Source organism: Paraburkholderia sp. JHI869, assembly GCF_038900775.1.
In the GTDB taxonomy this organism is placed as follows: Bacteria; Pseudomonadota; Gammaproteobacteria; order Burkholderiales; family Burkholderiaceae; genus Paraburkholderia.
The window spans coordinates 54,536-80,412 of record NZ_JAYMSC010000010.1 but is presented as its reverse complement, the minus strand read 5'-3'; the positions used below and the strand labels follow the sequence as shown (position 1 = coordinate 80,412).

21 protein-coding genes are annotated in these 25,877 nt (G+C 66.9%); 10 read left to right on the top strand and 11 right to left on the bottom strand.

What is annotated here, in order from left to right:
• Nucleotides 1-5 precede the first annotated feature (5 nt).
• A complete protein-coding gene (locus tag VSR72_RS18485; protein ID WP_342953796.1) occupies nt 6-917 on the bottom strand; it encodes a LysR family transcriptional regulator in 912 nt (303 codons plus the stop codon).
• 131 nt (nt 918-1,048) lie between these two features.
• Between VSR72_RS18485 and VSR72_RS18480 the strand changes: the two genes are divergently transcribed.
• The 3 genes from VSR72_RS18480 to VSR72_RS18470 all read left to right on the top strand — a co-directional run bounded on the left by VSR72_RS18480 (nt 1,049) and on the right by VSR72_RS18470 (nt 5,455).
• Nucleotides 1,049-2,851, top strand: coding sequence for an acyl-CoA dehydrogenase family protein (locus tag VSR72_RS18480; RefSeq protein ID WP_342953795.1), 1,803 nt, complete (start codon nt 1,049-1,051; stop codon nt 2,849-2,851).
• On the top strand, nt 2,848-4,071 hold the full coding sequence (locus VSR72_RS18475) for a CaiB/BaiF CoA-transferase family protein (protein WP_342953794.1): 1,224 nt from the start codon (nt 2,848-2,850) through the stop codon (nt 4,069-4,071). The genes VSR72_RS18480 and VSR72_RS18475 overlap by 4 nt, the downstream gene beginning before the upstream one ends.
• 67 nt (nt 4,072-4,138) lie before the next feature.
• Entirely contained in the window at nt 4,139-5,455 is a 1,317-nt protein-coding gene (locus tag VSR72_RS18470; RefSeq protein ID WP_342953793.1) for an MFS transporter, read from the top strand.
• A gap of 9 nt (nt 5,456-5,464) precedes the next feature.
• On the opposite strand, the gene VSR72_RS18465 is transcribed toward VSR72_RS18470, so the two are convergent.
• From VSR72_RS18465 to VSR72_RS18455, 3 genes are all read right to left on the bottom strand, one after another.
• A complete protein-coding gene (locus tag VSR72_RS18465; protein WP_342953792.1) occupies nt 5,465-7,507 on the bottom strand; it encodes an EAL domain-containing protein in 2,043 nt (680 codons plus the stop codon).
• Between the two features lie 209 nt (nt 7,508-7,716).
• Entirely contained in the window at nt 7,717-8,649 is a 933-nt protein-coding gene (locus tag VSR72_RS18460; protein ID WP_342953791.1) for an NAD(P)-dependent oxidoreductase, read from the bottom strand.
• Nucleotides 8,650-8,716: 67 nt separating this feature from the next.
• Nucleotides 8,717-9,688: an AraC family transcriptional regulator gene (locus VSR72_RS18455; RefSeq protein WP_342953790.1), complete on the bottom strand. Its 972-nt coding sequence runs from the start codon at nt 9,686-9,688 to the stop codon at nt 8,717-8,719.
• A gap of 191 nt (nt 9,689-9,879) precedes the next feature.
• Between VSR72_RS18455 and VSR72_RS18450 the strand changes: the two genes are divergently transcribed.
• A complete protein-coding gene (locus VSR72_RS18450; protein WP_342953789.1) occupies nt 9,880-10,932 on the top strand; it encodes an NAD(P)-dependent alcohol dehydrogenase in 1,053 nt (350 codons plus the stop codon).
• A gap of 319 nt (nt 10,933-11,251) precedes the next feature.
• A complete protein-coding gene (locus tag VSR72_RS18445) occupies nt 11,252-12,214 on the top strand; it encodes a LysR family transcriptional regulator (protein ID WP_342953788.1) in 963 nt (320 codons plus the stop codon).
• 14 nt (nt 12,215-12,228) lie between these two features.
• Here VSR72_RS18445 and VSR72_RS18440 read toward each other — a convergent pair whose 3' ends face one another.
• On the bottom strand, nt 12,229-12,870 hold the full coding sequence (locus tag VSR72_RS18440) for a C39 family peptidase (protein ID WP_342953787.1): 642 nt from the start codon (nt 12,868-12,870) through the stop codon (nt 12,229-12,231).
• Nucleotides 12,871-13,202: 332 nt separating this feature from the next.
• Here VSR72_RS18440 and VSR72_RS18435 point away from each other — a divergent pair, with 332 nt between their 5' ends.
• Nucleotides 13,203-14,057, top strand: a complete 855-nt coding sequence (locus VSR72_RS18435; RefSeq protein WP_342953786.1) for a helix-turn-helix domain-containing protein — start codon at nt 13,203-13,205, stop codon at nt 14,055-14,057.
• Between the two features lie 126 nt (nt 14,058-14,183).
• On the opposite strand, the gene VSR72_RS18430 is transcribed toward VSR72_RS18435, so the two are convergent.
• The gene (locus VSR72_RS18430; protein ID WP_342953785.1) at nt 14,184-16,067 is read right to left on the bottom strand and encodes an ATP-binding protein; all 1,884 of its coding nucleotides are present in this window, start codon (nt 16,065-16,067) and stop codon (nt 14,184-14,186) included.
• Nucleotides 16,068-16,077: 10 nt separating this feature from the next.
• A complete protein-coding gene (locus tag VSR72_RS18425; protein WP_342953963.1) occupies nt 16,078-16,536 on the bottom strand; it encodes a molybdopterin-dependent oxidoreductase in 459 nt (152 codons plus the stop codon).
• 345 nt (nt 16,537-16,881) lie between these two features.
• Between VSR72_RS18425 and VSR72_RS18420 the strand changes: the two genes are divergently transcribed.
• Complete coding sequence (locus VSR72_RS18420) at nt 16,882-17,829, top strand: phosphoribosyltransferase (RefSeq protein WP_342953784.1); 948 nt, start codon at nt 16,882-16,884, stop codon at nt 17,827-17,829.
• 12 nt (nt 17,830-17,841) lie between these two features.
• On the opposite strand, the gene VSR72_RS18415 is transcribed toward VSR72_RS18420, so the two are convergent.
• Nucleotides 17,842-19,518, bottom strand: a complete 1,677-nt coding sequence (locus tag VSR72_RS18415; protein ID WP_342953783.1) for an ATP-dependent helicase — start codon at nt 19,516-19,518, stop codon at nt 17,842-17,844.
• Nucleotides 19,519-19,749: 231 nt separating this feature from the next.
• Between VSR72_RS18415 and VSR72_RS18410 the strand changes: the two genes are divergently transcribed.
• Both VSR72_RS18410 and VSR72_RS18405 read left to right on the top strand, forming a co-directional pair.
• A complete protein-coding gene (locus VSR72_RS18410) occupies nt 19,750-20,376 on the top strand; it encodes a glutathione S-transferase (RefSeq protein ID WP_342953782.1) in 627 nt (208 codons plus the stop codon).
• Between the two features lie 68 nt (nt 20,377-20,444).
• Nucleotides 20,445-21,065, top strand: coding sequence for a Fur family transcriptional regulator (locus tag VSR72_RS18405; protein WP_342953781.1), 621 nt, complete (start codon nt 20,445-20,447; stop codon nt 21,063-21,065).
• A gap of 116 nt (nt 21,066-21,181) precedes the next feature.
• Here VSR72_RS18405 and VSR72_RS18400 read toward each other — a convergent pair whose 3' ends face one another.
• From VSR72_RS18400 to VSR72_RS18390, 3 genes are all read right to left on the bottom strand, one after another.
• Nucleotides 21,182-21,595 carry a response regulator gene (locus tag VSR72_RS18400; protein ID WP_342953780.1) on the bottom strand — a complete coding sequence of 138 codons (414 nt, stop codon included), beginning with the start codon at nt 21,593-21,595 and terminating at the stop codon, nt 21,182-21,184.
• Between the two features lie 199 nt (nt 21,596-21,794).
• Complete coding sequence (locus VSR72_RS18395; protein ID WP_342953962.1) at nt 21,795-23,369, bottom strand: deoxyribodipyrimidine photo-lyase; 1,575 nt, start codon at nt 23,367-23,369, stop codon at nt 21,795-21,797.
• Between the two features lie 89 nt (nt 23,370-23,458).
• Nucleotides 23,459-24,187, bottom strand: a complete 729-nt coding sequence (locus tag VSR72_RS18390; protein ID WP_342953779.1) for a TetR/AcrR family transcriptional regulator — start codon at nt 24,185-24,187, stop codon at nt 23,459-23,461.
• Nucleotides 24,188-24,329: 142 nt separating this feature from the next.
• Between VSR72_RS18390 and VSR72_RS18385 the strand changes: the two genes are divergently transcribed.
• Nucleotides 24,330-25,829 (top strand): MDR family MFS transporter, encoded by a 1,500-nt coding sequence (locus VSR72_RS18385; protein ID WP_342953961.1) that lies wholly within the window; start codon nt 24,330-24,332, stop codon nt 25,827-25,829.
• The last annotated feature ends 48 nt before the right edge of the window (nt 25,830-25,877 follow it).

The window sequence follows — 25,877 nt, the reverse complement described above, 5'->3', positions numbered from 1 at the left end:
GATGCTCACGTACGGGGTGGGGTAGCATCCGCCCTGTTTTCTTTTCGCAACCCAAGATAACCCGCAAACCCCTGCGCCAGCGCGTTCGCCTCGCCAGCGCGCACGAGCCTCAGAACCTGCGATTCATAAGGATTGCTAGCCAACGGCCGGAACACCACGCGCCCACCGCCCGTCGCCCCGAGTGCGGCGGGCACGAGCGCGACGCCCATGCCGAACTCCACCATCGTCACGACGGTTTGCCAGAGCCGCGCTTCGTGACGAATCTGCGGGCTGAAACCCGCCTCCACGCAAGTCGCGATGATCTGGTCGTGATAGTGCGGCGACACCGAGCGCGGAAACAGGATGAACGGCTCACGCGCGAGCGTGCCAAGTTCGATGCGTCGCCTGCGCGCGAGTTTGTGCCCTTCCGGCAGACAGCAGAGAAACGGCTCGGAAAACAGCACCTCCGATTGCACCTCGGCCGGAAAGCGCCCCCAATGCGCGAACCCCAGGTCGATCTGCAGGCGCTGCAGCGCCTGCACCTGCTCCGCGGTGTTCATCTCGCGCAGCACCACTTCCACGGCGGGATGATCGGCCTCGAAACGCCGCACCGCCTCCGGCAGCCCGCGATAAAGCATCGAATTGACGAAGCCTATACGAAGCCGCCCCGCCAGCCCGTGCGCGGAGCGCGCCGCGATGCGCCGCACTTCGTCGGCCTGTTCCAGCAGCCGCCGCGCCTCTTCGAGCAGCACGTTGCCCGCGTTGGTCAGCGCGACGGCCTTGTTGGTGCGTTCGAGCAGTTGCACGCCTAGTTGCTCCTCGAACTTGCGGATGTCGAAGCTCAGCGCCGGCTGCGAAATGAAGAGCCGGCGCGCCGCGCGCCCGAAGTGCAGTTCTTCCGCTACCGCCACGAAGTAGCGCAGTTGCTTGAGTTCCATGGCGGGCTCCTTCGGCGTTCTATCGATAGATGGCGCTTATCGTACATGACATCGGTTGTATTGGACCGTTATCGAAGCCGCGCCTAAGCTACGCCGAATCACAGAGCAAAACAGCACGGAGACAGCACACGATGAGCGATCGCCCCGCCTTCGCCACACCGGCCGCCCAGGCCCCGCAGGCCACCAGCGCCAGCGGCTCGGCCAACATTCCCGATAGCCGCGGCATCAACTTCTATACGAGCGACCCCGGCTTCGCGCCCCTTTTGCGCAGCTACCTCGGCGACGCCGCATTCAGCGCGATCGAAGCGCGTCTCGTCACGCTCGGCCAGCGCGCCTCCGACGAACTCGACGCGCTCGCGCTAGTCGCCGACAAGCATCCGCCGACGCTCGAACAGCGCACGCGCAGCGGCGAGGCGATCCAGCGCATCGACAAGCATCCCGACTATGTGGCGCTCGAACGAGTCGCTTACGCGGAGCTTGGCCTCGCCGCCATGAGCCATCGCGAGAACGCACCCGCGCCGCTCGTCAAATACGCGCTCACCTATTTGTTCGTGCAGGCCGAATTCGGTCTGTGCTGCCCCGTGAGCATGACCGACTCGCTCACGCGCACGCTGCGCCGCTTCGGCACGCCCGAACTCGTTGCGCGCTATTTGCCGATGCTCGCCTCGCAGGACTTCGACACGCTCTACCAGGGCGCGATGTTCATGACCGAACAGGCAGCGGGCTCGGACGTCGCGCGCATCGCCACTCGGGCCACGCGCGAGCGCGACGCGAATGGCGAGGACGTATGGCGTCTTCACGGCGACAAGTGGTTCTGCTCGAACGCCGACGCCGATCTCGCGATGGTGCTCGCGCGCCCCGACGACGCGCCGCCCGGCATCAAAGGCCTCGCGCTTTTCCTCCTGCCGAAAACGCTCCCCGACGGCACGCGCAACGCCTATCGCATCGTGCGCCTGAAGGACAAGCTCGGCAGCCGCTCGATGGCAAGCGGCGAGATCGTGCTGGAAGGCGCTCAGGCGTATCTAATCGGCGAGGTGGGCCGCGGCTTTCATCAGATGGCGGACATGATCAACATGTCGCGCCTGTCGAACGGCGTGCGCGCCGCGGGCCTCATGCGCCGTGCCGTAACCGAGGCGCTGCACGTGGCGCGCAACCGCGAGGCATTCAGCCGCAAGCTGATCGAAATGCCTTTAATGCAGCGTCAATTGCTCAAAATGATGCTGCCCGCCGAACAGGCGCGCTCGATGTTCATGCGCATCGCAACACTGCTCACGCGCGCCGACAAAGGCGACGAACTCGCAGCGAAGTGCGTGCGCATTCTCACCCCGCTCATCAAGTTCCGCGCCTGCCGCGACGCGCGCCGCGTGACCGGCGACGCCATGGAAGTGCGCGGCGGCGTGGGCTATATCGAGGAATGGAGCGACCCGCGCCTCGTGCGCGACGCGCATCTCGGCTCGATCTGGGAAGGCACGAGTAATATCGTCGCGCTCGATGTCGCGCGCGCGGCGAAACGCGAAGGCGCGCTCGAAGCGCTGACGCAGCACGTGCATGCGGAGCTTTCGGAAAGCGGCCTGCCCGAAACGAGCGCAGCGCTCCTGCGCGACGTGTTCGACCGCGCGGGCGCCGCGCTCGTGAGCGTGGCCGAATGCGGTCGTGACGAATCGGTGCGCCAGGCCGCGAGCGCGCTCTACCACGCCACCACTGCGGCCCTGATGGCCTGCGAAGCCGCGCAGATTTCGCACCATGCCCCTGATTATCGACGCCTCGCGCTCGCGCATCTGCTCGTGCGCCACAAGCTGCTGCCGCGCGACCCGCTCGCGCTCGACGAACGCGACGAAAACGCCACAACACTGCGCGCGCTCGTGGACGAACGCCCGCTGACGCTGGATCAAGCCATGCAACTCATGCCGGCGCACGGAGGCGACGCACGATGAAGGATTCCGAAGCAACCAAGGTGAACGGTGCGCTGCATGGCCTGCGCGTAATCGATCTGAGCCGCGTACTGGGTGGTCCATACTGCACCCAGGCGCTCGCCGACCACGGCGCCGAAGTCATCAAGCTCGAACCGCCCGATGGCGACGAAACGCGCGGCTGGGGCCCGCCCTTCGTCGGCGATACGGCGTCGTACTACGTGGGCGTGAACCGCAACAAGCAGGGCATCGCCGTCGATCTCTCGCGCGAAGAAGGCCGCGCGATTCTCTGGCAACTGCTCGAAGGCGCGGACGTGCTGGTCGAAAACTTCAAGCCTGGCACGCTCGCGCGCTGGGGCATGGACTACGAGCGCGATCTGCGCCCGCGCTTTCCCCGCCTGATTCACTGCGCGATTTCGGGCTTCGGCCCGGACGGCCCGCTCGGCGGCCTGCCCGGCTACGACGCCGTGATCCAGGCGATGGCGGGCCTCATGAGCGTGAACGGCGAGCACGACGGCCCCGCGCTGCGCATCGGCCTGCCGATCGTGGACATGGTCACGGGCCTGAACGCGCTCGCGGGCATTCTGCTCGCGCTGGCCGAGCGTGAAAAGAGCGGCCTCGGGCAGTCGGTGGATATCGCGCTTTACGATTGCGGCGTGTCGCTCCTGCATCCGCATCTGCCGAATTATTTTGGCAACGGCCGCACGCCGCAGCGCAGCGGCAACGCGCACCCGAATATCGCACCTTACGACAGCTATGACACGCGCAGCGCGCCCATCTTCCTCGCGGTGGGCAACGACCGCCAGTTCGCGAAGCTCTGCGCGCATCTGGGCGTGCCCGGCCTCGCCGACGACCCGCGCTTCGCCGACAACCGCAGCCGCTGCGCGCATCGCCCCGAACTCAAGGCCGCGCTCGAAGCACAGCTCGCGGCGCACGACTGCGAGCCGCTTGCGCGCGACCTGATCCAGGCAGGCGTGCCGTGCGGCCCGGTGCAGACCGTCGACGCCGTGGCCGCGCATCCGCACACGCAGCACCGCCGCATGATCGTCGAAATGGAGGGATATCGCGGCACGGGCGCGCCCGTGAAGCTCTCACGCACGCCGCCGACCTATCGCACGCGCCCGCCTGCGCTCGGCGCCGACACGCGCGCCGTCATGGACGCGCTCGGCATCGACGCCGACACGCAGCAACGGCTTTTCGAAGCCGGCATTGTCAAGGAGCCCGAAGCGACCGTAAGCGCTTAGCGTTTCATCGAACCCCAACGGAATACAGACCGGCCGAAGCCGGCTCAACCCGATCAAGGAGACATGCATGACCCGCACCGGCAACACCCCTGCGCGCCAGCCCGCCCGCGCCTCGCTCGCCGCCTTCGTCGGCACCACCATCGAGTGGTACGACTTTTATATTTACGCTACCGCTTCGGCGCTCATCTTCGGCAAGCTGTTCTTCCCCTCCCACGAGCCGTTCTACAGCACGCTCGCCTCGTTCGGCACCTTTGCGGTGGGCTTTTTCGCGCGGCCCTTCGGCGGGCTCGTATTCGGGCATCTGGGCGACCGCATCGGCCGCAAGAAGGCGCTCGTCGCCACGCTCTCGATCATGGGCGTCGGCACCGTGGGCATCGGCTTCTTGCCGACCTATGCGAGCGCCGGCGCGCTCGCCCCGGCGCTGCTCGTGCTGCTGCGCGTGGCGCAGGGCATTGCGATTGGCGGCGAATGGGGCGGCGCGGTGCTCATGGCGGGCGAGCATGCGCCCAAGGAAAAGCGCACGTTTCTCGCTTCATTTGCGCAACTCGGCAGTCCTGCCGGGCTGATTCTCGCGTTGCTGGCGTTTCGCAGCGTCGCGCATCTCGACCATGACGCGCTCTTTTCCTGGGGCTGGCGTTTGCCGTTCATCGCGAGCGCCGTGCTGCTCGTGGTGGGCCTGCTGATTCGATCGGGCGTGGGCGAATCGCCGGAATTCGAGGCGATCAAGACGCAGCGTCGAACTGCTTCGATGCCGATTGTCGAAGTGCTGCGCGACTCTTGGCGCGTCGTGCTGCTCTGCCTCGGCGCGAATGTGATCGGCGTGGCGGGAGCGTGGTTCGTCAACACCTTCATGCTGAATTACACGACGCAAACGCTCGGGCTCGACCGCGGGTTGATTCTCGACTGTCTGTTCGTCGTCGCGTTCATCCAGCTCTTTACGCAGCTCTTTTCCGGCTGGTTCGCGCAACGCGTGGGCGCCGGGCGCTTCCTCGTACTGGCCGCCGCGCTGGCCATGATTTCGCCTTACCCGATGTTCGTGCTCGTCTCCACGGGGCGGCCGGTCGCGATCGTGGTTGGCATTGCAATTGCCGTGATGTGCATGTGCAGCTCGTACGCGGTGATGGCGGGTTTCATGACGAATGCGTTCCCGGTGCGCGTGCGCTACTCGGCTATTTCGATCTCCTATCAATGTTGCGCGGCGCTCGCGGGCGGTCTCACGCCGCTCGTCGGCACGCTGCTCGCGCATGACTATCCGGGTCAGTGGTGGCCGCTGGCGCTGTTCTACAGCGGGCTTGCGGCCGTTTCGCTCGTGTGTATCGCGGTGCTGCAGCGCAAGCAGACGTCGGCCACGCAAAGCGATGTGGCGCTCGCGTTGCAGGATTGATGCGATCGCCTAAACGGTCGCTGCGATCGCCTCGATCAGCCCGTTCAGCGCAACGCGCCACGCTTCGCTGTTCGGGCCTTCAGTCAGCAGCGCGCCGACCACCTGCCGATGCAACGCATCGCGTTGCGCGCCCGCAGGCAGTATGTCGCCGAAGCCCGCCAGCGACATCGCGAGCGGCGCCTTGCCGCCCTCGCCTGCTTCGCTCGTCAAGGCACGCAGCAGGTCTTGCGCCGCTTCGGGCACGGCCGCGATCAAGAGCATGCGCTCTTCCCAGATCACAAAGCGGGCGAGCCGCGCAAGCACGCTTTCCGTTCCTGCGCCGCCCTCAGAAGTCGCGGCGAAAGCCGGCGTCGTGTCGAGCCACTCGATGAGACGCGCACCTTCCATCGGCTTGGCAATGACGTAGCCCTGCGCGCCGTCCACGCCGAGAATGGCGAGCGCGCGCAGGAGGTCGAGCGTGTCGACGCCTTCGGCAAGCACGAGCCTGCCGAGCGAATGGCCGAGGCGCGTCAACTGGTAGATCACGCGCAGCGTATTGAGCGCGTCGCCGCCGCTCACCTTCACCATCTCGCGGTCGAGCTTGATCCAGTCGAACGGCAATTCACGCAGACGCGTAAGGCCGCTATGTCCCGCACCGAGATCGTCCTGCGCGAGCAGCACGCCTAGCTCACGGAACTTCGCGAGAATGGCGCGCTGCCCCTGGCTCAGCGAAAGTGATTCGTTTTCCAGAACTTCGAGCGTGAGCCGCGCCGCCGGGCAACGGTGCGCGGCCAGCGCGGTGCGGGTGCTTTCGAAATAGCGGATGTCGTTGAGCGCCGCCGGCGGCAGGTTGATCGAGACATCGAGGTCGCGGCCTTCGGCGTACCAGCGTTCGCGGTCGGCGAGCGCCTGGTCGATGCCGCGCGCGAAGAGCGCGAGCAGATCGTCGGAGGAGAGCGCCGAGAGAAACTCGTCGGGCACGAGCAGGCGCTCGCCGTCGTGCAGGCGCGCCAGCGCTTCGACCTTGGTCGCCTTGCCCGTCGCCAGGCTGAGCAGCGGCTGGTAGTGCATTTCCAGCGCGCCGGTGCGCACGAGCGCCGCCCAATGCTGGCGCACGCTCACCGGCACCGCGGCGCTCAGGCCGTCGTTGGCGGGAATGCGCATCGCGGCACAGCCGAGCAGCGTTTGCAGCAAATCGACGAAGGCCACCTGGTCGGGCCCGACGAAGCCGCCCGGAAACGCGCTATACAAACTCAGCACGGCGAGCGGCGGCTGGCCGGGCGCGGCGAGCGGAATCGCCACCGAAGAGCGCACACCTTCGCGCGCCGCGAGATCGCGCCACGCCGCGACGAGCGGATCGGTCTGGTAGTTGACCACGCGCTCGGGCTTGCCGCTGCGCCACGCGCGCCCAATGGCGCCCTGCCCTTGCGGATGATCGGCGCGCACGCTGATTTCCTGGTCGTGCGCGGCGAGCACGTTGAGCATGCCGCCCTCCGTCTTGCCGCCCGCGCCGGCCTCGAAGTGAAAGATGCCCGCTTCGTCGGGACGACCGATGGTGCAGGCGCTCACTTCGCCATGCGCGGCCAGCGCGGCGATCACCTGATCGATGAAATTCGTGTAGCTGCCCGCTTCCCACACGAGACGCGTGATGCGCAACAGCGCCTCCTGCTGCGAGTCCTGCACGGCCTGATACGCCTTGAGTTGCCACGCGAGGTCGGAGGTCAGGCGGCGCGCGTAAAGCGAAAGCTGCTGCGTGCTCACGGTGCGGCCAACGTCCGCGTAGATCAGTTCCTGAAGAATGCCGCGGCTGCGCACGAGTTCTTCCTTGTCGAGCCCGACAATGGCGTGAATGCGGCCAATGCGCTGCGCCATTTCCTCGTGGGCGCGCGCGGTCAGGCCGAGATCGGCGAGGGCAAGGAGATTCTGGAGTTGGCGCGCCTTCAGGTGCGCGAGTTCCTCACCCGAAAGCATTTCGAGGATGCGGCGGGATTTGGGCAGGCGGCCCAGCTCCTCGTAGAAGCGGTTCACCACGTGGGCCGCGTGCACCTGCAGCGCGCCGATCAGCGTTTTCATCTTGGAGCCTTCGATATCACCGCCCTGGCGTCACGGCCCAGATGGACAAAATGAGCGGGGTGTCACGCCAGTTTCATGGCCGTTATGGTCATTAGCGGCCGCTCGAACAGCGATTCTGGCTCGCACAAAAGGAATGATACGTCATGCGCTGCCTGCGTCCGCGCGCGGTGGCATACATACGGCGGGGCATGCAGGCGCAGGAACCACGCTCAAAGCGGCGTGAGCAGCGCCTCGCCCGCGAAGTGCCGCGCCGCGTTCTCGGCAAAGTGGCGCACCGTGGCGGTGCGCACGTCGGGCGACGTGCCGGCCACGTGCGGCGTGAGCACGATGTTGTCGAGCCCGATGAGCGCAGCGGGCGGCTGCGGCTCGCCCTCATAGACGTCGAGCCCCGCGCCGCCCAGCGCGCCTGCCTTCAGCGCGAGGGCAAGCGCGGCCGTATCGACCACGCTGCCGCGCGAAACGTTGACGAGAAAGCCCTGCGGGCCCAGCGCGTCGATCACGTCGCGGTCGATCAGATGCTTCGTTTGCGCGCCGCCCGGCGTCGCGATCACGAGAAAGTCGCTCCATTGCGCGAGCGCCATCACGCTCTCGAAGAAGCGCGCCGCAGCGCCTTCGCGCGGCTTGCGATTGTGATAGCCGAGCTCCATGCCGAAGCCCGCCGCGCGCCGCGCGACCTTCTCGCCGATATGCCCGTAGCCGACGATGCCGAGCCGCCGCCCCGTGACCGTCGGGCGCATGGGCAGCGCGTCGCGCCAGACGCCGGTGCGGCACGCCGCGTCGAACTGCGGCACCGCGCGCACGGCCGCGAGCAGCAGCGCGAGCGCGTGGTCGGCCACGCAGTCGGCGTTGACGCCCGCGCCGTTGCACAGCGCGATGCCGCGCTCGCGTGCGTGGTCGAGCGCGATGTTCTCAAAGCCCGCGCCAAGCGCGCCCGCCAGTTCAAGCGCGGGCATGCGGTCGATTTCGCCGGCGGTGAGGCCCGTCGTGCCGTTGGTGAGCACCACGCGCACGTCCTTGCCGCGCTCTGCGACGGCATTGGCGCGCGCAGCAGCGTCGGGCGCGTAAATCACATCGAATTGTTCGCCGAACGCGGCGAGGTCTTCATCGGCAAGCAGAATCAGGACCAACAGGCATGGCTTCATCGTCGTGTAATCCTTGCGTGATTGTTTCGATGTGCGAATCGAATACCGCAGCGCCCGCGCGCGGACTTCACACGGCCGTCACATAGCGCGGCGGCAACACCTCCACGCGCGGCGCGGCAGCGGCGTCGCGCGCGGCGCGCATCTGGTCTGCAGGGCTCATGCCGAACAGGCGCTTGAATTCGCGGCTGAACTGCGAGGCGCTTTCATAGCCCACGCGCGTGGCCGCCGCGCTCACGGTCAGGCCGTCGTGGGTGATCAAAAGTCGCGCATGATGCAGGCGCGTGGTCTTCACGTACTGCATGGGCGAAGTCGACGTGACGGCCTTGAAGTGCGCATGGAAGACGGCAAGGCTCATGCCCGCTTCGGAGGCGAGCGTTTCGACGTCGAGGTCGCCGCGGTAGTCCGTGTGAATGCGCCGCAGCGCCTTCGCGATGCGCCCGAAATGATGCTGATGCGTGAGCGCTGCGCGAATCGCGTCGCCCTGCTCGCCCATGAGCACGCGGTAGCAGATCTCGCGCACGATCGACGGCCCGAGAATGCGCGCCTCGTGCGACTGTGCGAGCGCTTCGAGCAGGCGCAGCACGGCGTTCGAGAGCGTGGCGTCGAGCGGCGTGGCGTAGATGCCCGAGGGTTCGGACACGGGGCGGCGCGGGTCGTCGAGCGCCATGAGCAGCTCGGCGACGGTCGTGAGATCGACGCGGATCGAGATGGCCAGAATCGGCTTCTCGGGGCTCGCCTCGGTCTCGCATTCGAACGGCATCGGCACCGAGAGGACCAGATATTGCTGGGCGTCGTAGATGAAGACCTGGTCGCCGAGAAAGCCGCGCTTGCGGCCCTGGCAGACGATGAAGATGCTCGGTTCGTACATGACCGGCCGGCGTGGATGGCTTTCGCTCCCGCGATAGAGCCGCACGCCTTCGACCGGCGTGTCGTGCACGCCGTCGCGCTGCGTGAGTTGCATGAGCAGGTCGACCGTGCGCGCCTGCGTGGCGGCCGCCGGCGCGATGGCCGCCGCCGCGAGGGTTTTGACGTAGCCCATATCGGTTGTGCCCCAAAAGATGAAGTCAGGCAGAGAAACAGGCTTGCCAATCTATCACCGAACCTGCGGATGTGCTGCGCGCCAGGAGAATCAGGCAAGTCTTCGATAGCTTCAGGTATTCCCTGGGTGGGCCCCGATCCTTACGATGGGAACCCTGCCGCAACACCCACGCACTAGAGGAGCTACACCCTATGTACCCAACCTACGGATACGCCGCCCGCGACGCCGCCTCGCCGCTCGCCCCGTTCGAATTCCAGCGCCGCGACCTGCGCGAACTCGACGTCCGTATCGACGTGCTGTTCTGCGGCGTGTGCCACTCCGACCTGCACCAGGCACGCGACGAATGGCGCAACACGATTTATCCGGTCGTGCCGGGCCACGAGATCGTCGGCCGCGTGGCCGAAACCGGCACGGGCGTGACGAAGTACAAGGTCGGCGAACTCGTCGGCGTGGGCTGTCTCGTCGACTCGTGCCGCACCTGCCCGAGCTGCGCCGAAGGCCTCGAACAGTATTGCGAGAACGGCTGGGTCGGCACCTATAACGGCGCCGACCGCGTAAGCGGCGACATCACCTACGGCGGCTACTCCACGCAGCTCGTGGTGGACGAAGCCTTCGTGCTGCGCGTGCCGGAGAACCTCGAACTGGCCGCCGTCGCGCCGCTGCTGTGCGCGGGCATCACCACGTATTCGCCGCTGCGCACGTGGGGCGCGGGCCCCGGCAAGAAGGTCGGCATCGTCGGTCTCGGCGGCCTCGGCCATATGGGCGTGAAGCTCGCGCATGCCATGGGCGCGCATGTGGTGCTGTTCACCACGTCGCCCTCGAAGATCGAAGACGGCAAGCGCCTCGGCGCGGACGAAGTCGTGATCTCGAAGGACCCGGAGCAGATGAAGGCGCACGCCAACAGCTTCGACCTGATCGTGAACACGGTGGCCGCGCCGCACGACCTCAACCCGTTCATCGAGCTGCTGCGCCGTGACGGCACGATGACGCTGGTGGGCGCGCCCGAGCACGATCACCCGTCGCCGCAAGTGTTCAACCTGATCATGAAGCGCCGCCGTCTGGCGGGCTCGCTGATCGGCGGTATTGCAGAAACCCAGGAAATGCTGGACTTCTGCGGCAAGCATGGGATTACGTCGGATATCGAAATGATCAAGATGCAGGACATCAACAACGCCTATGAGCGCATGCTCAAGAGCGATGTGAAGTACCGCTTCGTGATCGACCTCGATTCGCTGCGCAAGTAACACCGAAGCCCCGCGCACGCAGCGCGGGCAACCAGCGCCGCGCATTCAGACGTAACACCCTGCCCCGCCGGGCCATCCATTCCGGATGGCCCGCCAGCCCTTCCCCTTCGAGGCCTTCCTTTTTGGCCTCCCGCGGTTTTCCCGTAGGAGCCGGCGTCACATTCGACGCCGCCCAATCGTCATCGATGTTTAACCGCTGAGCGTCGCTTTCCGCGAGACGCCGGCACCGCGAAGCGCCTTCGTCGCTACGCGGCTCACCTGTTTCCTGCAGCAGCGCGGATTTCGTTCAAGCCTCAAGCCCATCGTTAGGAGCTCGCCCGTGATCGACCGCATCCAGGCGATGCGCACGTTCGTGCGTATCGTTGACACCAATAGTTTCACCAAAGCCGCGCAATCGCTCGATATGCCGCGCGCCAGCGCCACCACGCTGATGCAAAACCTCGAATCGCTGCTCGGCACGCAATTGCTCGTGCGCACCACGCGGCGCCTTTCGCTCACGCCCGAAGGCGCCGCGTACTACGAGCGCGCCTCGCAGATCCTCGCCGACATCGACGATGCCGAAGCGAGCGTGCGCCAGTCGCCCGGCGCGATCGGCGGCCGGTTGCGCGTGGAGATGCCGGGCCTGATCGCGAACGCGATCGTACTGCCCGCGCTCGACGACTTCCACGCGCGCTATCCGCAAATCGACCTCGTGATCGGCGTGAGCCTGCGCAACGTCGATCTCGTCGGCGAAGGCGTGGATTGCAGCATCCAGTTGGGCGAGCTGCCCGACTCGGGACTCGCGGCGCGGCGCCTCGGCGTGCTGGAGCACGTGACCTGCGCAAGCCCCGCGTACCTCGAGCGGCACGGCGCGCCGCAAGCGCTCGACGATCTCGCGCAGCACCCGGTCGTCAACTTCCTCTCGCCGCTCACGGGCCGCCCGTTCGAGTTCGACTTCGAGGTGGACGGCAGCCCGACCAAGGTGAAGGTGGACGGCTTCGTGCACGTCTCCGACGAGTTCGCCTACCTCACCTGCGGCCTGCAGGGCTACGGCCTGATCCAGCCGCCGCTGCTCGCGGCGCAGCCGTACCTGGACAGCGGCGCGTTGCGCGAGGTGCTGCCGCAGTGGAAACCGCTGCCCACGCCGGTATCGGTGGCGTTCGTGAAGTCGCGCCAGGTGTCGCCGCGCGTGCGCGCGTTCGTCGACTGGCTCGCGGAGCTGTTCGAAGACGCGGGTGCGGTCAACCGCGATCTCTCGCGCGTGCGGCAGTTATTGGGCGGGCTGCAGCCGGCGCCCGCCTGAGGTGAGGCGCGCTTTCAGCGCGGCCGGGTGAGCGTCATGCCCCGCCGCGCGTGAAAGCGCGCGACCGTCTCGTAGGGCAGCCAGACGTCCGCCTGATACGGCGCGATGCCCGACGGATTGTGGAACCAGACGCCACCGTCGCCGCGTCCGTGCAGCAGGATCAGGTGGCCGCCCTGGCCGGGATTGACCCGCTCCGGGTAGCGGATCTCGGGGCTCACGGAAACGATCGCGAGCGTGTCGGCGGCGATGCGCGCGGCGCTCGCCTCGATGTCCTCGTCGGTCATCACTTCCACGCGCACGCCGAACGCGGCTTCCACCCAGGCGGCGAACGGGCGGTAGATCAGCCCGTCCACGCCGCCATCTTCGCGCACGCGATAAACACCGTGCCGCAACGCCTCATCGAGCAACTGCGCACGCGGCGCATGCGCGACGCCCCAATAGTCGAGCGCCGATTCGAGGCAGGTCAGGCCGCACAGGCGCTTGGCCCAGAAGCGATATGCTTCGGCTTCGGTGAAGCCGCTCGCGCGCCAGTGCGGGTCCTCGCACGGGTCGGCGCCACGCTCGACGATGGGCGCCACCCAGTCGGCGCTGCCCCACTGGCTGTAATACGGCACGCCTCGATGGCGCCATGTCCCGCCGTTGCTCACGTCGTCCAAACGATACCCCTCGCCACAGTAAGGTTGATCCGCCGCGCTCGAGCGCCCGGCGTTCAAAATCGTGCATATTCGCAGGCAGGCGCCGTCCCCGCAATGCCGTGAATGCCGTAAGGCGCGCGTAAATGAAGCCGAATATACGCTTACATTCTCGTTATTCGGCGCCGCATTACGTTTAGCTAAAATAGCGCCAGCGCTTGGTATTTTATGCGTTTAGAATATCGTGCTCCCGAACGCACACCGCGCGAGGTCCGGTCATATCGGCTTCTCGACGCCAAGGCGCCAGGACACGATTAATCAGAAACTGAATCCACGAATCCCCCCTTTTGAGCAGTATGTCGAACGTTGCATACACAACCGACTCGGCCTCGGTGGCGGAGCGCGTACGCGAGCTGATGAGCCGTCACGGCATCGGCAAACGTCAGCAAACGACCGAGCTGTGCCGGATTCTTGACCTGAGCTTTTCACAAGGGCACCGCAAGCTGCGCGGCAACAGCCCGTGGACGCTCGCGCAAATCAAGAAAGTGGCCGAAGCGTTCGGCGAACCCGCGGGCCAGTTGTTTGGCGCGCAGTTGCTCGATCCCGGCATGGTCGGGGCGAGCGCTCAGGAGGCGACGCTCTGTGTGAGCGCCGCCGAGCTGCCGTGCACCGCGTGGATCGGCGCACCGGTCGAGGCGGGCAGCCGCCCCGACTTCGTCGCCTACGAGAAGCACGGCCAGTGGCGCGTCGTGCGCCCGGACGGCGCGCTCTACCAGAACGCGCGCGAGGTCCACAAGATCGAGATCTACCCGCGCCGCGCGGAGTCCGACAAGCCGCTCATCGCCGTGGTGGACGACGACCAGTCGTCCGCCGACAACCTGCGCGACTACCTGGAGCACAGCGGCTACACGGCGCTCGCGCTGTATGGCCTCGCGGCATTCAACGAAGCGCTCGAAAACAACGTGTTCGATGGCGTGGTGATCGATTGGCTGTTCGGCAGCCAGACTGCCGCCGAGGCGATTCGCAGCGTGCGCGCGTCCGAGAACCCCGATGCGCCCATCTTCGTGCTCACCGGCGAGCTGCTGACCGGCAAGGCCAGCGAGTCGGAGATCAGCCAGGTCGTGCGGCATTACAACGTGGCGTGTTACGAGAAGCCGGCGCGCATGGCGATTCTTGTTGCCGATCTTTCTAAGCGGCTTAATCGCGGGTGAGGCCTGCTCGGCGCTGGGTGGTTTTTGTTGTGGCTCCTGGCGCTTTGGCCTTTTCTTGATTTCGCGTCGGTCTGCCAGCGTTGCCCCTGTGAAATCAAGGAAAGGCCAAAGCGCCAGGAGCCACAGTCAAGCCGCCGCCCGCGGCACACTCAACGCCCGCTGCAACGCCACCCGCAGCACTTCGTAATGCACCGGCTTCGTGAGCCGGTCAAAGAACGGCGTACCCTCGCCGCCCGGCGAGTCCGCGGGAATCGCCGCCAGCCCCGCCACATCGGCGCTCACCGCGATCACACGCGGCTGCACAAGCACGTCCTGCGCCGTCTCGAGCCCCGCCACGAAGTCGTACCCGTCGCGCCCCGGCATGTGCAAATCGAGCAGCACCACGTCGCACGTCTCGCGTGCCAGCAGCGCAAGCGCACTGTCCGCGTCGCCGGCCGCGAGCGCACGGTAGCCCATGTGCGCGACCATCTCGCATAGCGAATCGCGCACGAGCGGGTTGTCGTCCACGACGAGCACCTGCGGCAACGCCCGCGCGGGCAGCGCCGCTTCGGTCACCGCCGCAGGCGCCGGCGGCTCGACCGGTGTGACCGGAATGCGCACGGTGAACGTCGTGCCTTTGCCCACGCGGCTTTGCGTCTCGATCGTGCCGCCGAACAATTCGACGAGGCCCCGCACGATCGCGAGTCCCATCCCCGCGCCTTCGTAGCGCCGCGAGCGCGACGTGTCGAGCTGCGTGAACTCCTTGAAGATGAGCGGAATCTGGTCCGCCGCCACGCCCGGCCCCGTGTCGCCGACGACGATCACGAGCGTGTCGCCGCCAGCCGCCCGAGGGCCGCTTTCGTCGCCTGTCACCGGCCGCGCGACCCGCGCGGGCGCCTGCAGCCAGAATTCGAGCCGCACCTTGCCGCGCTCCGTATAGCGGATCGCGTTCGTAACGAGGTTGCCCGCGATCTGGCGGATACGATGCGGGTCGGCCACCACGCGCCGCTGCGGTCCCACCCAAGCGTGCTCGAACACGAGCCCGCGCGAGCGCGCCGCCTGCTCGTTCTCGTCGACGATCGACTGCAGCAGGTCGCGCGGCTCGAACTCTTCCTGACGCAATTCGAGCTTGCCCGCGCCAAGACGCGCGTAGTCGGTGAGATCCTTCATCTGCGCTTCGAGCTGGCGCGCCGCGGTTTCGAGGCGAAGGATCACCTTGCGGTCGGCTTCCGAATGCGAGTTGAAGCCGAGCAGTTCGATCGACGAGACGATGGCGTGCAGCGGCGTGCGCAGTTCGTGGCTGATCATGCCGAGGAACGCGTCCTTCGCCATGCTCGCCTCGCGCGCGGCGCGGCTCGCCTGGTGCTCTGCTTCGAGCGCCGCGTGCTGCTGGTGCAACAGGCGCGTGCGCCGGTAGCCGTTCATCACGAGCAGCACGCCCGCCGCCGCCGAAAGCACGAGCAGCACGAGCCCCGACGCAAACAGCTCGCGCCGCTTGGCGATGAAGTCGTGCCGGATCGCCTCGCGCTCGGTCACGTCGGCGAAACGCCGGTTCAGCGCAAGGTCGGTCACCTGGGTCCAGTGCAGGTCGAGCGCCATGAGCATCGGCACGGCGCGTTCGGGGTTGTCCGCGAGCGTGGCGATTTCGGCCTCGAATGGCGAGATCGTCGCAGCCAGTATGGCGAGATCGGCGTCCTGGTGGCGCTTGAGGCCCGGCGTCGAATCGAGCGAAAGCGTCGAGCCCTTCATCACGTTGAGCTTCGACTGGAGCACCTCGTAGCGCAGCCGCACCTTGTCGAGATCGCGGTCGATGCCGTCCGCGAACATCAGCAACTGGCTCTCGAAGCGCGCATAGGCGATCTGGAGCTGCGCGGCGTCCCAGTACAGGCCGTCGTAGTTGCCCGTGATGCGCTGCACGACCTGCGGATTGAGCAGGTTCGCGTAAAGCAGATAGCCGACCGCCACCACGGGCGGCGCAAGCGCCGCCATCCAGATGATCGCCTGCAGCAGGCGTCGCAAGGGACGTTGCATCAACCGCTACTCACCGCTTGATCGTCATCGACTTGATCTGCCACGCGAACTTCGAGTCGCCGGCCGCGCCGTCGAGCTCAAGCGGATGCTGGTCGCGTGGATAGATCAGGAATAACGGGCCGAAATTGCTCACTTTCAGGCGCTGGCCGTTCATCTCGTAGGCGATCACCACGCCATAGCGCGCGGCGTCGGCCACGGGCACGACGCAGGTGTAGTCGTCGAGCGTGTGGATCTCGATCTGGCTGCCGTAAGCGCCCACGGCCTTGAGCACGTCCGAGAGCAGCGGGCCCGTGAAGGTCGAGCGCGGCGTCCAGGTTGTGGCCGTCGTGATCGAATGCGCGGGCAGCGCGAGCAGTTGCGCCTCGCTAAAGTGATACGCCGTATGGGCCGCGTTGTTGGTCACGCGCACCTCGCCGTCCACGTCGAGCGAGAGCGAACCCGCAGGACCCGCATGTGCAAATTGAGGCATCGCGCCCGCGAGCGCGAACCCCGCCACGGCGGCCCAGCGCCGCCAGCCTGGCCATCCCATCCAATGCCACATCTTGCCCGAGCCCTTTCGCGCGATGATTCGCGTCGTTGTCGTGTGTCTTTGCGCGGCGCTGCGCCGCGTTTTCCAGCTGCTTTTTGCACTCTCTCCAGCGCTTTCCCGCTACCGGCGCCCGCCATGCCAGCAGGCGCTGGTGAGCATAGGCATAATATCGTCAAACATTGTGCTGACAATAGCCGTCTTTTTCTCGTACACAGCTATCGGAAACGTGTGTTGCGCATTTGCCGCGCATTTGGCCGCCACGTGCTTCGTCACCCATTTCACCCCATGGATAAACCTGTCGTTCCGCTCACCTACGAACAGCTCGATCACTGGGTCGAGTCGCTGCAACCGCTACTGATCGCGGAGGAATTCGACCTCGTGGTCGGCATTTTGCGCGGCGGCGCGCCGCTCGCATTGATGGTTTCGCACGCAACGGGCGCGGGCGTGGCGTTCCTGCGCTATGACCGCGCAACGCGCGAAGTGCGCTGGGACTCCACGCTGCCGCTTCCCGAGCCGGGCTCGAAAGTGCTGCTCTGCGAGGACATCGCGGGGCGCGGCCATACGCTCGTGGACTGCATCGCGTTTCTGAGCGAGCACGGGCTCGTCGTGCGCACGCTCACCGGCGCCTATGACGACCTCAGCCGTTTGCGCCCCGATTACTCGATCGACGCCAGCGGCTATTTCGCGCTCTTCCCGTGGGAGCGCCAGGCCTACACCGACCGCTATCGCGCCGACTGGATCCGCGAGGGCGAAGGCGAAGGCGCGCGCATGGCCGACGACCACGAATACGCCGTCTACGCCATCGATCTCGACGGCGTCCTGCTCCCCGACATTCCAGTTGCGCGCTACGACGAAGACCTCGTCGCCGCGCTCGCCGAGCGCGATGAGCTAGTGCCGTTCGAGCGCCTGCCCGGCATCGACCTGAAACGCACGCGCGCGATCATTACGGGGCGTCCCGAGATCGACCGCGAGCGCACGCTCGCGTGGCTCGAACGCCACGGCTTCGGGCACCTCGAACTCATCATGCGCACGCCGGACGAGCACGACGACACCGCCGCGGCCGTGGCGGCGCACAAGGCCGCGGCGGCCATTCGCAGCGGCGTGACGCACTTCATCGAGAGCGATCCGGTCCAGGCCATCCTGATCGCCCAGAGCGCGCCGCTGTTGCGCGTGATCTGGTGGAACGCCCAGGCGCGCACGGGCACGCTGATCGGCGCCTCGGCCTGGAGCTGAGCGGGAAAGCCCTCAGACGCCGCCGCGCTGCGCTTCGATGAACCGGGCGGCGCGCGGCGACGCCACCACGATGAGCTTCATGGCCGCACGCGTCGCGCCGACGAAGAGCTTGCGCGCGGCGCGCTCGTCGAACGCCTCGAAATCGACCTCGGTCAGGATCACGCACGGCGCCGACTGCCCCTTGAAGCGGTAGATCGAATCGAGCAGCACGTCGCCCTCGCGGTACTGCGGATTGCCGAACAGGTCGTATTGGCCCGTGAAGCTGCGCAGCCGGTGCGGGCCGAGCTGATCGAGCGTCGTGAACAGCGAATGCTCGCGCCCGCGATACGACAGCACGACGATGTCCTGTTTGCGAAAACCGAGCGAAAGCGCCTGCGTGATGGCGCGCTTGGTCGCCAGAACCACGCCGGGCTCGGCGCCGGGTTCGGTTTCATGCTCGTCCCAGCTCGCCACACTCACTTCTGAGCCGTCGAACGGACTGCCCGCCGCAAGCTGCGCGATGGCAGGCACGGTCGGCCCGGCCACCTCGCGCAGGAACGCCAGTATGTCGCGCGGGCTGCGGTAATTCGTGTTCTCGCGCAGCACGGTCCAGCCTGCCAGCGCGAGCGGCTCGCGCACATACAGGTTCTGCAGCGGATCTTCGAGCCACCACCACGCGGCGCCTGGCCGCAGCAGACGCTCGAGCGCGCCGACCCACGGCTCGTGGAAATCCTGCCCTTCGTCGACGATCAGCACGTCGAACTGCCAGCGCTCGGCAATCGGCATCTCGCCGAAGCGCCGGACGAGATCCTCGAACGCCCCGGGGCGCTCGAAGTCGGGCACGTGGCCGCCGTCACGCGCGACCCAGTCGCATAGCTGGTGATAGGTCGCGACCTTCGCCTCGGGCGGCGCGAACTGCGCGATGTGATCCGCGAGCGGCCGGTTGAAGCACACGTAGAGCGTGCGCGCGCCGCGCGCCGCCGCGTCCTTCATGACCTGCACGGCCAGTTGCGTCTTGCCCGAACCCGCCGTGCCGATCACGCGCAGCCGGAACGGCGCGAATTCGAGCCGCCGCGCCCACGTTGCAAGACCGCCCGCGAGCCGCGTGACGAGCGTGCCCGCCGCGCCGACCAGCGCGCTGGTGTCGGGCGTGAGCGACAGTTCGTCGGAGAGAAAGTGGTGGATCTTCGCGGCGCACGGCAGGCGCGGCTCGTCGGCGGGCATGGCTTCGAGCACGATGGCGGCGAGCTGCGTCTTGCGCGTGGCGTCGACGATGCGCGCCGGGTTCACGCCCGCGATGGCCGGGTCGCGCACCACGTGGTCGGGGCAGTAGAACAGTTCTTCGAGCACATAGGTGCCCGCGCCGAACGTTGCGGTGAAGCGCCGGTGCAGCCCTTCGACCGTGCGCGCCAGCGCGATCGCCACGTTGCGCTCGGTTTGCATGTACGCCTTGACGAGCCCGCCCGGCGTTTCGCGCAGAAAGCCCGTTTTCTGCTCGACGATCATCACGCGCCCGGCCGGGCTCACGATCACGAAATCGGCCTCGCCGAACACCGAAAAGCCTTCGGAAAGGCGCGTCCAGTGCACACCGTGATAGACGGTGTAGCCGTTCGGCAATCCGCGGGCGAGCGCGGCGAGCGTTTCGCGCTCGCGCGCGGCGGCGCCGGTGGCTTCGAGATGCTGCCAGTCGTCGGGGACAATACGGGCCATGGGCGGGTCTCGGGCGTGGGTTGGGAGTCGAGGCGGTGCGGCGCCGCACGGAATCGAGAGAGCGGTGCCGCACAAATCTGCACGAATGGGGCGCGGCGGCGGAACTCCCGGCGCCGCGCAGCGCCTATTCTACGAAATGCCTGCCCGCACAAAAAACCGCGCGAGAATCGTGTATCGTGGCGGCCAACGCCAGGCTTGACCCTTTTTCCCCTTGCAAGGAGTACGCGCCAGATGATCACGATCTGGGGACGCGCCAATTCGGTGAATGTCCAGAAAGTCCTGTGGTGTTGCGATGAACTCGTGCTGCCGTTCCAGCGTATCGACGCGGGCGGCTCATTCGGCCATCTCAACGAGCCCTCCTACCTCGCCATGAATCCGAACGGCAAGGTCCCGACGATCACCGACGGCACGTTCGTGTTGTGGGAGTCGAACGCGATCCTGCGGTATCTGGCGATGGAGTACGGTCCCTCGAGCCTGCTCTACCCGACCGACCCGAAGGTGCGCGCCTCGATCGAGCGCTGGCTCGACTGGTCGATGGGCACGCTCGCGCCCGCCGAGCGCCCGGTGTTTCTCGCGCTCGTGCGCACACCGCCCGAAAAGCGCGACACCGCGAAGATCGCCGCCGATCTCGATCAGCTGACCCCGCTCTGGAGGCTGCTCGACCACCATCTGCAAGGCCGCTTCTTCCTGGAAAACGAGCGCTTCTCGCTCGCGGACATCGTGCTTGGCGCGTTCGCGCGGCGCTGGTTCGGGCTCGAAGGCGTGGAGCGCGAGCCGCTGCCGAATCTCGAGCGCTGGTATCAGCGCATCGCGCAGCGCCAGGGGTTTCGCAAGTACATCGATCTGCCGCTCACCTGAAACTCACCTGAGCGGCCGCTCCACGGCGGCGCGGGCGGGCCGGCGGCGCGCCCCGTATAATCGCAGGCATGAAGACAGCAAAACCGTCACCGGACGCCTCGGCCCTGCATAGCCACACCGAGGCGCACGACCACGCACACGATCACGGCCACGCACACTCGCACGACGGCGCCCAGGGCGCTTCGCTCGAGTCCGCGCTCGCGATGGCCGAGGCCTATTGCCGCGAACGCGGCGAAAAGCTCACGCCGATCCGCCGCAAGGTGCTGGAGTTGCTGCTCGCCTCGGGACGCGCGACCAAAGCGTATTCGCTGCTCGACGAAATGCGCCAGATCCACCCGGGTTCGGCGCCACCCACGGTCTACCGGGCGCTCGACTTCCTGCTGTCGGCGGGGCTCATTCATCGCATCGAGTCGATCAACGCGTTCGCCGTGTGTCACGACCTCACGCAGTGCCAGCACGGCATTCTCGTGGTGTGCCAGCAGTGCGGCAACGTCACCGAATTGCACGAGCCGAAGCTGCGCCAGGCGCTCGTCGCGCAAATCGAGGCCGCGGGATACCGGCTTGCGGGCGATGGCATCGAACTCAAGGGTCTGTGTGCGCAGTGCCAGACTGCCCAGGCTGCACAAACTGCACAACCCGGCGCCGTGGCAGCAAGCGAAGCCGCCGCGCCGTCCTCGTCCCTTAGCTAAGCGTCTTGCCCGCCGTTCAGTGCGGGTAATCGCAGGCAACGGCGCAACCGCGCCGCCTGTCGCGGCGCTCAGCCCCTCAGCACCCGCACGTTTCCCGCCTCGCTACGCGCGCTGCGTCACAGCGACTGGCGCGCGTCGTCGATCGCGTCGCTCAGCAGCGTCACGAGTTCGTCCGGCCGCGCCGGCTTGGTCATGAAGTGCTGGAAGCCTTCGCCGATGCTGCGCAATCGCCAGCTTTCGTCGGTATGGCCCGTGAGCGCGACCGCGACGGTCGGTGCGTGATCGCCGCGAATTTCGTAGTCGCGCAGACGTTGGATCAGGTAGAAGCCGTCCATGGCCGGCAGGTCGAGATCGCAGACCACGGCGTCGGGGTGCAGGCTCAGGGCCGCTTCGACGCCCGTTTCGGCGTCTTCCACGGCCACGACGTTTGCACCCTCCGCCTCGAGCAGCGAAGTCAGTGACGCCCGGCTGTGCGGGTCGTCTTCGACGAGGACGATGGTCGTCCGGTCGAGCTTGTGTACTGCGTTCATTGTGTTTGCTTACATGCCTTTCTGTCTGTCAGGCCGAGTGCCGCGAGGCTGCGAGCCCGGTGTGATGCTGGGCGCACGGTTGCGCGGTGCCGTCCTGATAGAGCAATCTTAATGCCGTCCTGTTGCAGCGTGCTGCAAGCGCGCCCATCCGCGCCGCGCACGATAGCTGCATCACAAGACAGCCCGATGACGGCCGCGTTCACGCCTTGCCGCCCTGTTTTACACGCTGTTTCGCGTCTGGTTGCGAAGCGGCAAGGCCCTTGGCCTTGCCGGTTTGCGCATAGGCTTCGAGTGCACGCTGGCGCGCCAGTTCATGCTCGACGACAGGTTCTGGATAATTCTTGCCAAGGCTCACGCCCGCCGCTTCGAGTTGCTGCGCGCCGGCCTTCCACGGCTGGTGCACGAGCGCATCGGGCAGGCCCGCCAGCTCCGGCACCCAGTGCCGCACGTAGGCGCCGCGCGGGTCGAACTTCTGGCCCTGCAGCACCGGATTGAAGATGCGGAAATACGGTGCGGCGTCCACGCCCGAGCCGGCCACCCACTGCCAGTTGGCCGGGTTGCTGGCCGGGTCGGCATCGATGAGCGTGTCCCAGAACCAGGACTCGCCCGCGCGCCAGTCGATCAGCAGATGCTTGCTCAGGAACGACGCCACGACCATGCGCACGCGGTTGTGCATCCAGCCCGTGTGCCAAAGCTCGCGCATGCCGGCATCGACGAGCGGATAGCCGGTCAGCCCGCGCTGCCATGCGCGCAGTCCAGCGGCGTCCTTGCGCCACGGCATGGCGTCGAAAGCGGGACGCAGATTGCGCGTCGCCAGATCGGCGTAGTGAAAGCGCTGGTAGTGGCAGAACTCCCGCCAGCCCAGCTCGCTCCCGAACTTTTCCGCACTGGTCGCGCGGCGAGCCGACCCGCGGCCGTGCGCGTGCTGCGCCGCCTTGAGCGCCGCCCAGATCTGGCGCGGCGAAATGGCGCCGACAGCGAGATACGGGGAGAGGCGGCTCGTGGCGGCGTCGCCGGGTTCGTCGCGCTCGCCGGCGTAGGCGTCGAGGTCGGTGGCGAGGAACGCGCGCAAGCGTTCCAGCGCGGCTTCCTCACCCGCTGGCCAGGCTGCGCGCAAGCCGCCCGACCAGTCGGGCGCGCGAGGAGCCAGGCCGAGCGCGTCCAGTTTCGATGCGCGTTGGGTAAGACGTGCTGGCAGCGATTGAAAAATCAACCGTTCCGGTTCGCCTTGCGGCGGCGGCGGATCGCCCATGCGCAGGCAAGCGCGCCAGTAGGCGCTGAAAACCCGGAACGGTTCTCCGGACTGATTGAGCACCGTCCACGGCTCGTTGAGGAGCTGACCGTTGAAGCTCTCGACAGTCACACCGCGCTCGCGCAGCGAGCTTTTGAGGGCGCGATCCACCTCGCGTTGCACCGCGCCGTACCGGCGATTCCAGTACACGGCTTGCGCGCCGGTCTCCGTGACGAGGGCGTCGAGCATTGCCGCTTCGTCGCCCTGCAAGAGAAGCAGGCGGCCGCCGCGAGCAGCCAACGCCGCTTCGAGCGCGCGCAGCGTCTCATGACGCCACCAGCGCGCCGCACCGCCCTCAGGGCGTTCGCCCGAGGCTTGCGGATCGTGTATCCAGACGCAGATCAGCGGAAAGCCGCTCGCCGCGGCCTGCGCGAGCGCGGGCTGATCGGCGAGCCGGAGATCGTCGCGAAACCAGACGATGGCGGGCGCTTGACGGGAAGACGCGGCTGAAGCGCGCGAAGAAGCAGCAGAAGAAGAAGGCAGACCGGACCTCGACCGGGAAACATTCGCGCGGCACTGCGCACGGGCCGTGCCGCAAAGGTCACGGAGCGTACCACGGCGCGCCGCGGCGCTTAATCCGTATCAATGCCCGTATCGGCGCTTGCGGCGATGCGCGCCGGTCCCACGCCCTGCGTGATGAGCGCGACCGCATGGCGCGCGATCGTCTCGATATCGACATGAGGTTGCGCCGCGTCGCCGCGCCACATCTGGCTGGTGGCGAGCGGCAGCAGCGTGAGGCCCATCAGCGACTGGAACAGCAGCGAAGGCTCCAGCGCCGCGTTGAGCCGGCCCTCGCGCTGCCAGCGTGCAATTGCCGTGTGGGCCTTTTCCTGGTGCTCGCGGCCCAGGCGCTCGAGCATGCGCTGGCGCAGCACGCCGCCCTCGCTGATGACGTCGCGCACCCACAGCGGCGGAAACCACGGATTACGCTGCCCCACCGCCACGAAGCGCTGCGCCAGCGCGGTGAGCGCGGTGACGGGATCGTCGGGATGCTCCGCGAAGATGTCGCCAAGCGCTTCTCGCAGCGGCACGAAACGCTCCTCGATCAGCACGTCGATCAGTTGATCGCGCGTCTTGAAGTAGTAGTGGACCATCGCGGGCGTGACGCCTGCCTCGCGGGCGATAGCCGCCAGCGATGTGTCGAGGATGCCCTGGCGCGCGAACAGCGCGAGCGCGGCGTCGATCAGACGCGCACGCTGCTCCGCCCCGCCCACGCCGCCACTCGGCCGCCCGGGCCGGCGCGCGGCGGGCCGGCCTGGCGCACCGCCTGCACTGTCGAGGGAGGATTCAGGCGCTTTCATAGGCGTTGTATCTCGTAACGAATTGAATTTTGACCAACTGGAACAATTGTCCTAATATTAACCTCCGAATTAATTAATTTCAAGACAGATGGATACGATGGAACCCAGCACGAAACACCCTGTGCCCGCCACGGCGGGGGCGATGGCGTCGGGCCCGGCGGTCGCCGACAGCGGCGGCCATCCGCCTGTCCGGCTGCTGTTTCCGGCGCTCCTGCTCGTCATGCTGCTGGCCGCGCTCGACCAGACCATTGTCTCGACGGCGCTGCCCACCATCGTCGGCGAGCTGGGCGGGCTCGACCGGCTCTCGTGGGTCGTCACGGCCTACCTGCTCACTTCGACGATCGTCGTGCCGCTCTACGGCAAGTTCGGCGACCTGTTCGGCCGCAAGATCGTTTTGCAGGCCGCCATCGTCATCTTCCTGATCGGTTCGGCGCTGTGCGGCGTGGCGCAGAACATGGAACAGCTCATCGTGCTGCGCGCCCTGCAAGGCATTGGCGGCGGTGGCCTCATGGTCGTGACGATGGCCGCCATCGGCGACGTCATCCCGCCCGCTGAGCGCGGCAAATATCAGGGCATGTTCGGTGGGGTGTTCGGCATCGCCACCGTGATCGGGCCGCTGCTCGGCGGTTTTCTCGTCGAGCATCTGTCGTGGCGCTGGATTTTCTACATCAACCTGCCGCTCGGTGCGATCGCGCTCGTGGTGATCGGCGCGGTGTTCAAGCCGCGCGCCGCGCACGTGAAGCACGTGATCGACTATATGGGCGCGGGCTGGCTCGCCGCCGCCCTCACCTGCCTGATCCTCTTCACGAGCGAAGGCGGCTCGCTCCTGCCGTGGACGTCGCCCACGCTCTGGCTCACGCTGCTGCTCGGCGTCGTGGCCGTCGCGGGCTTCATCCACGAGGAAAAGCATGCGGCCGAGCCCATCATTCCGCTCGAACTCTTTCGCCAGCGCACCTTCGTGCTGGCGAGCCTGATCGGCTTCATCGTGGGCGTGTCGCTGTTCGGCTCGGTCACGTTCCTGCCGCTTTACCTGCAGGTCGTGAAAGGCTCGACGCCCTCGCAGGCCGGCATGCAGATGCTGCCGATGATGGGCGGCGTGCTGGTCATGTCGATCATCACGGGGCGCATCATCAGCAAGATCGGCAAGTACCGCATCTTCCCGATTGCAGGCACGGCGCTCGTGGCCGTGGCGATGATATTGCTGGCGCGCCTGCAGATCGACACGCCGGTTCACCGCATGTATCTCTACATGGGCCTGCTCGGCTGTGGACTCGGCATGGTGATGCAGGTGCTGATTCTCGCCGTGCAGAACGCCGTGGAGTTTCGCCACATGGGCGTGGCCACTTCGGGCGCAACGCTGTTCCGCTCGATTGGCGGCTCGGTGGGCGTAGCCGCGTTCGGCGCGGTGTTCTCGCATGGGCTGAACGCGCGGCTCGAAAAGGTGCTCACCGCCGACGTGCAACTGCCGCAGCCGCTCACGCCCGATGTGATCCACCATCTGCCGCCCGTGCTCCACGCGCAGTATCTCGATGCCTTCGCCGGCGCGCTGCACACGGTTTATCTCGCGGCTGCGATCGTGGTGGTGTTCTCGTTCGTGCTGTCGTTGCTGCTGCGCGATGTGCCGCTGCGCAAGCAGCATTGATTTGAGCGCGTTCGACGCGCATCTTTCCCCTCCAGCCAGCGGGTTCCC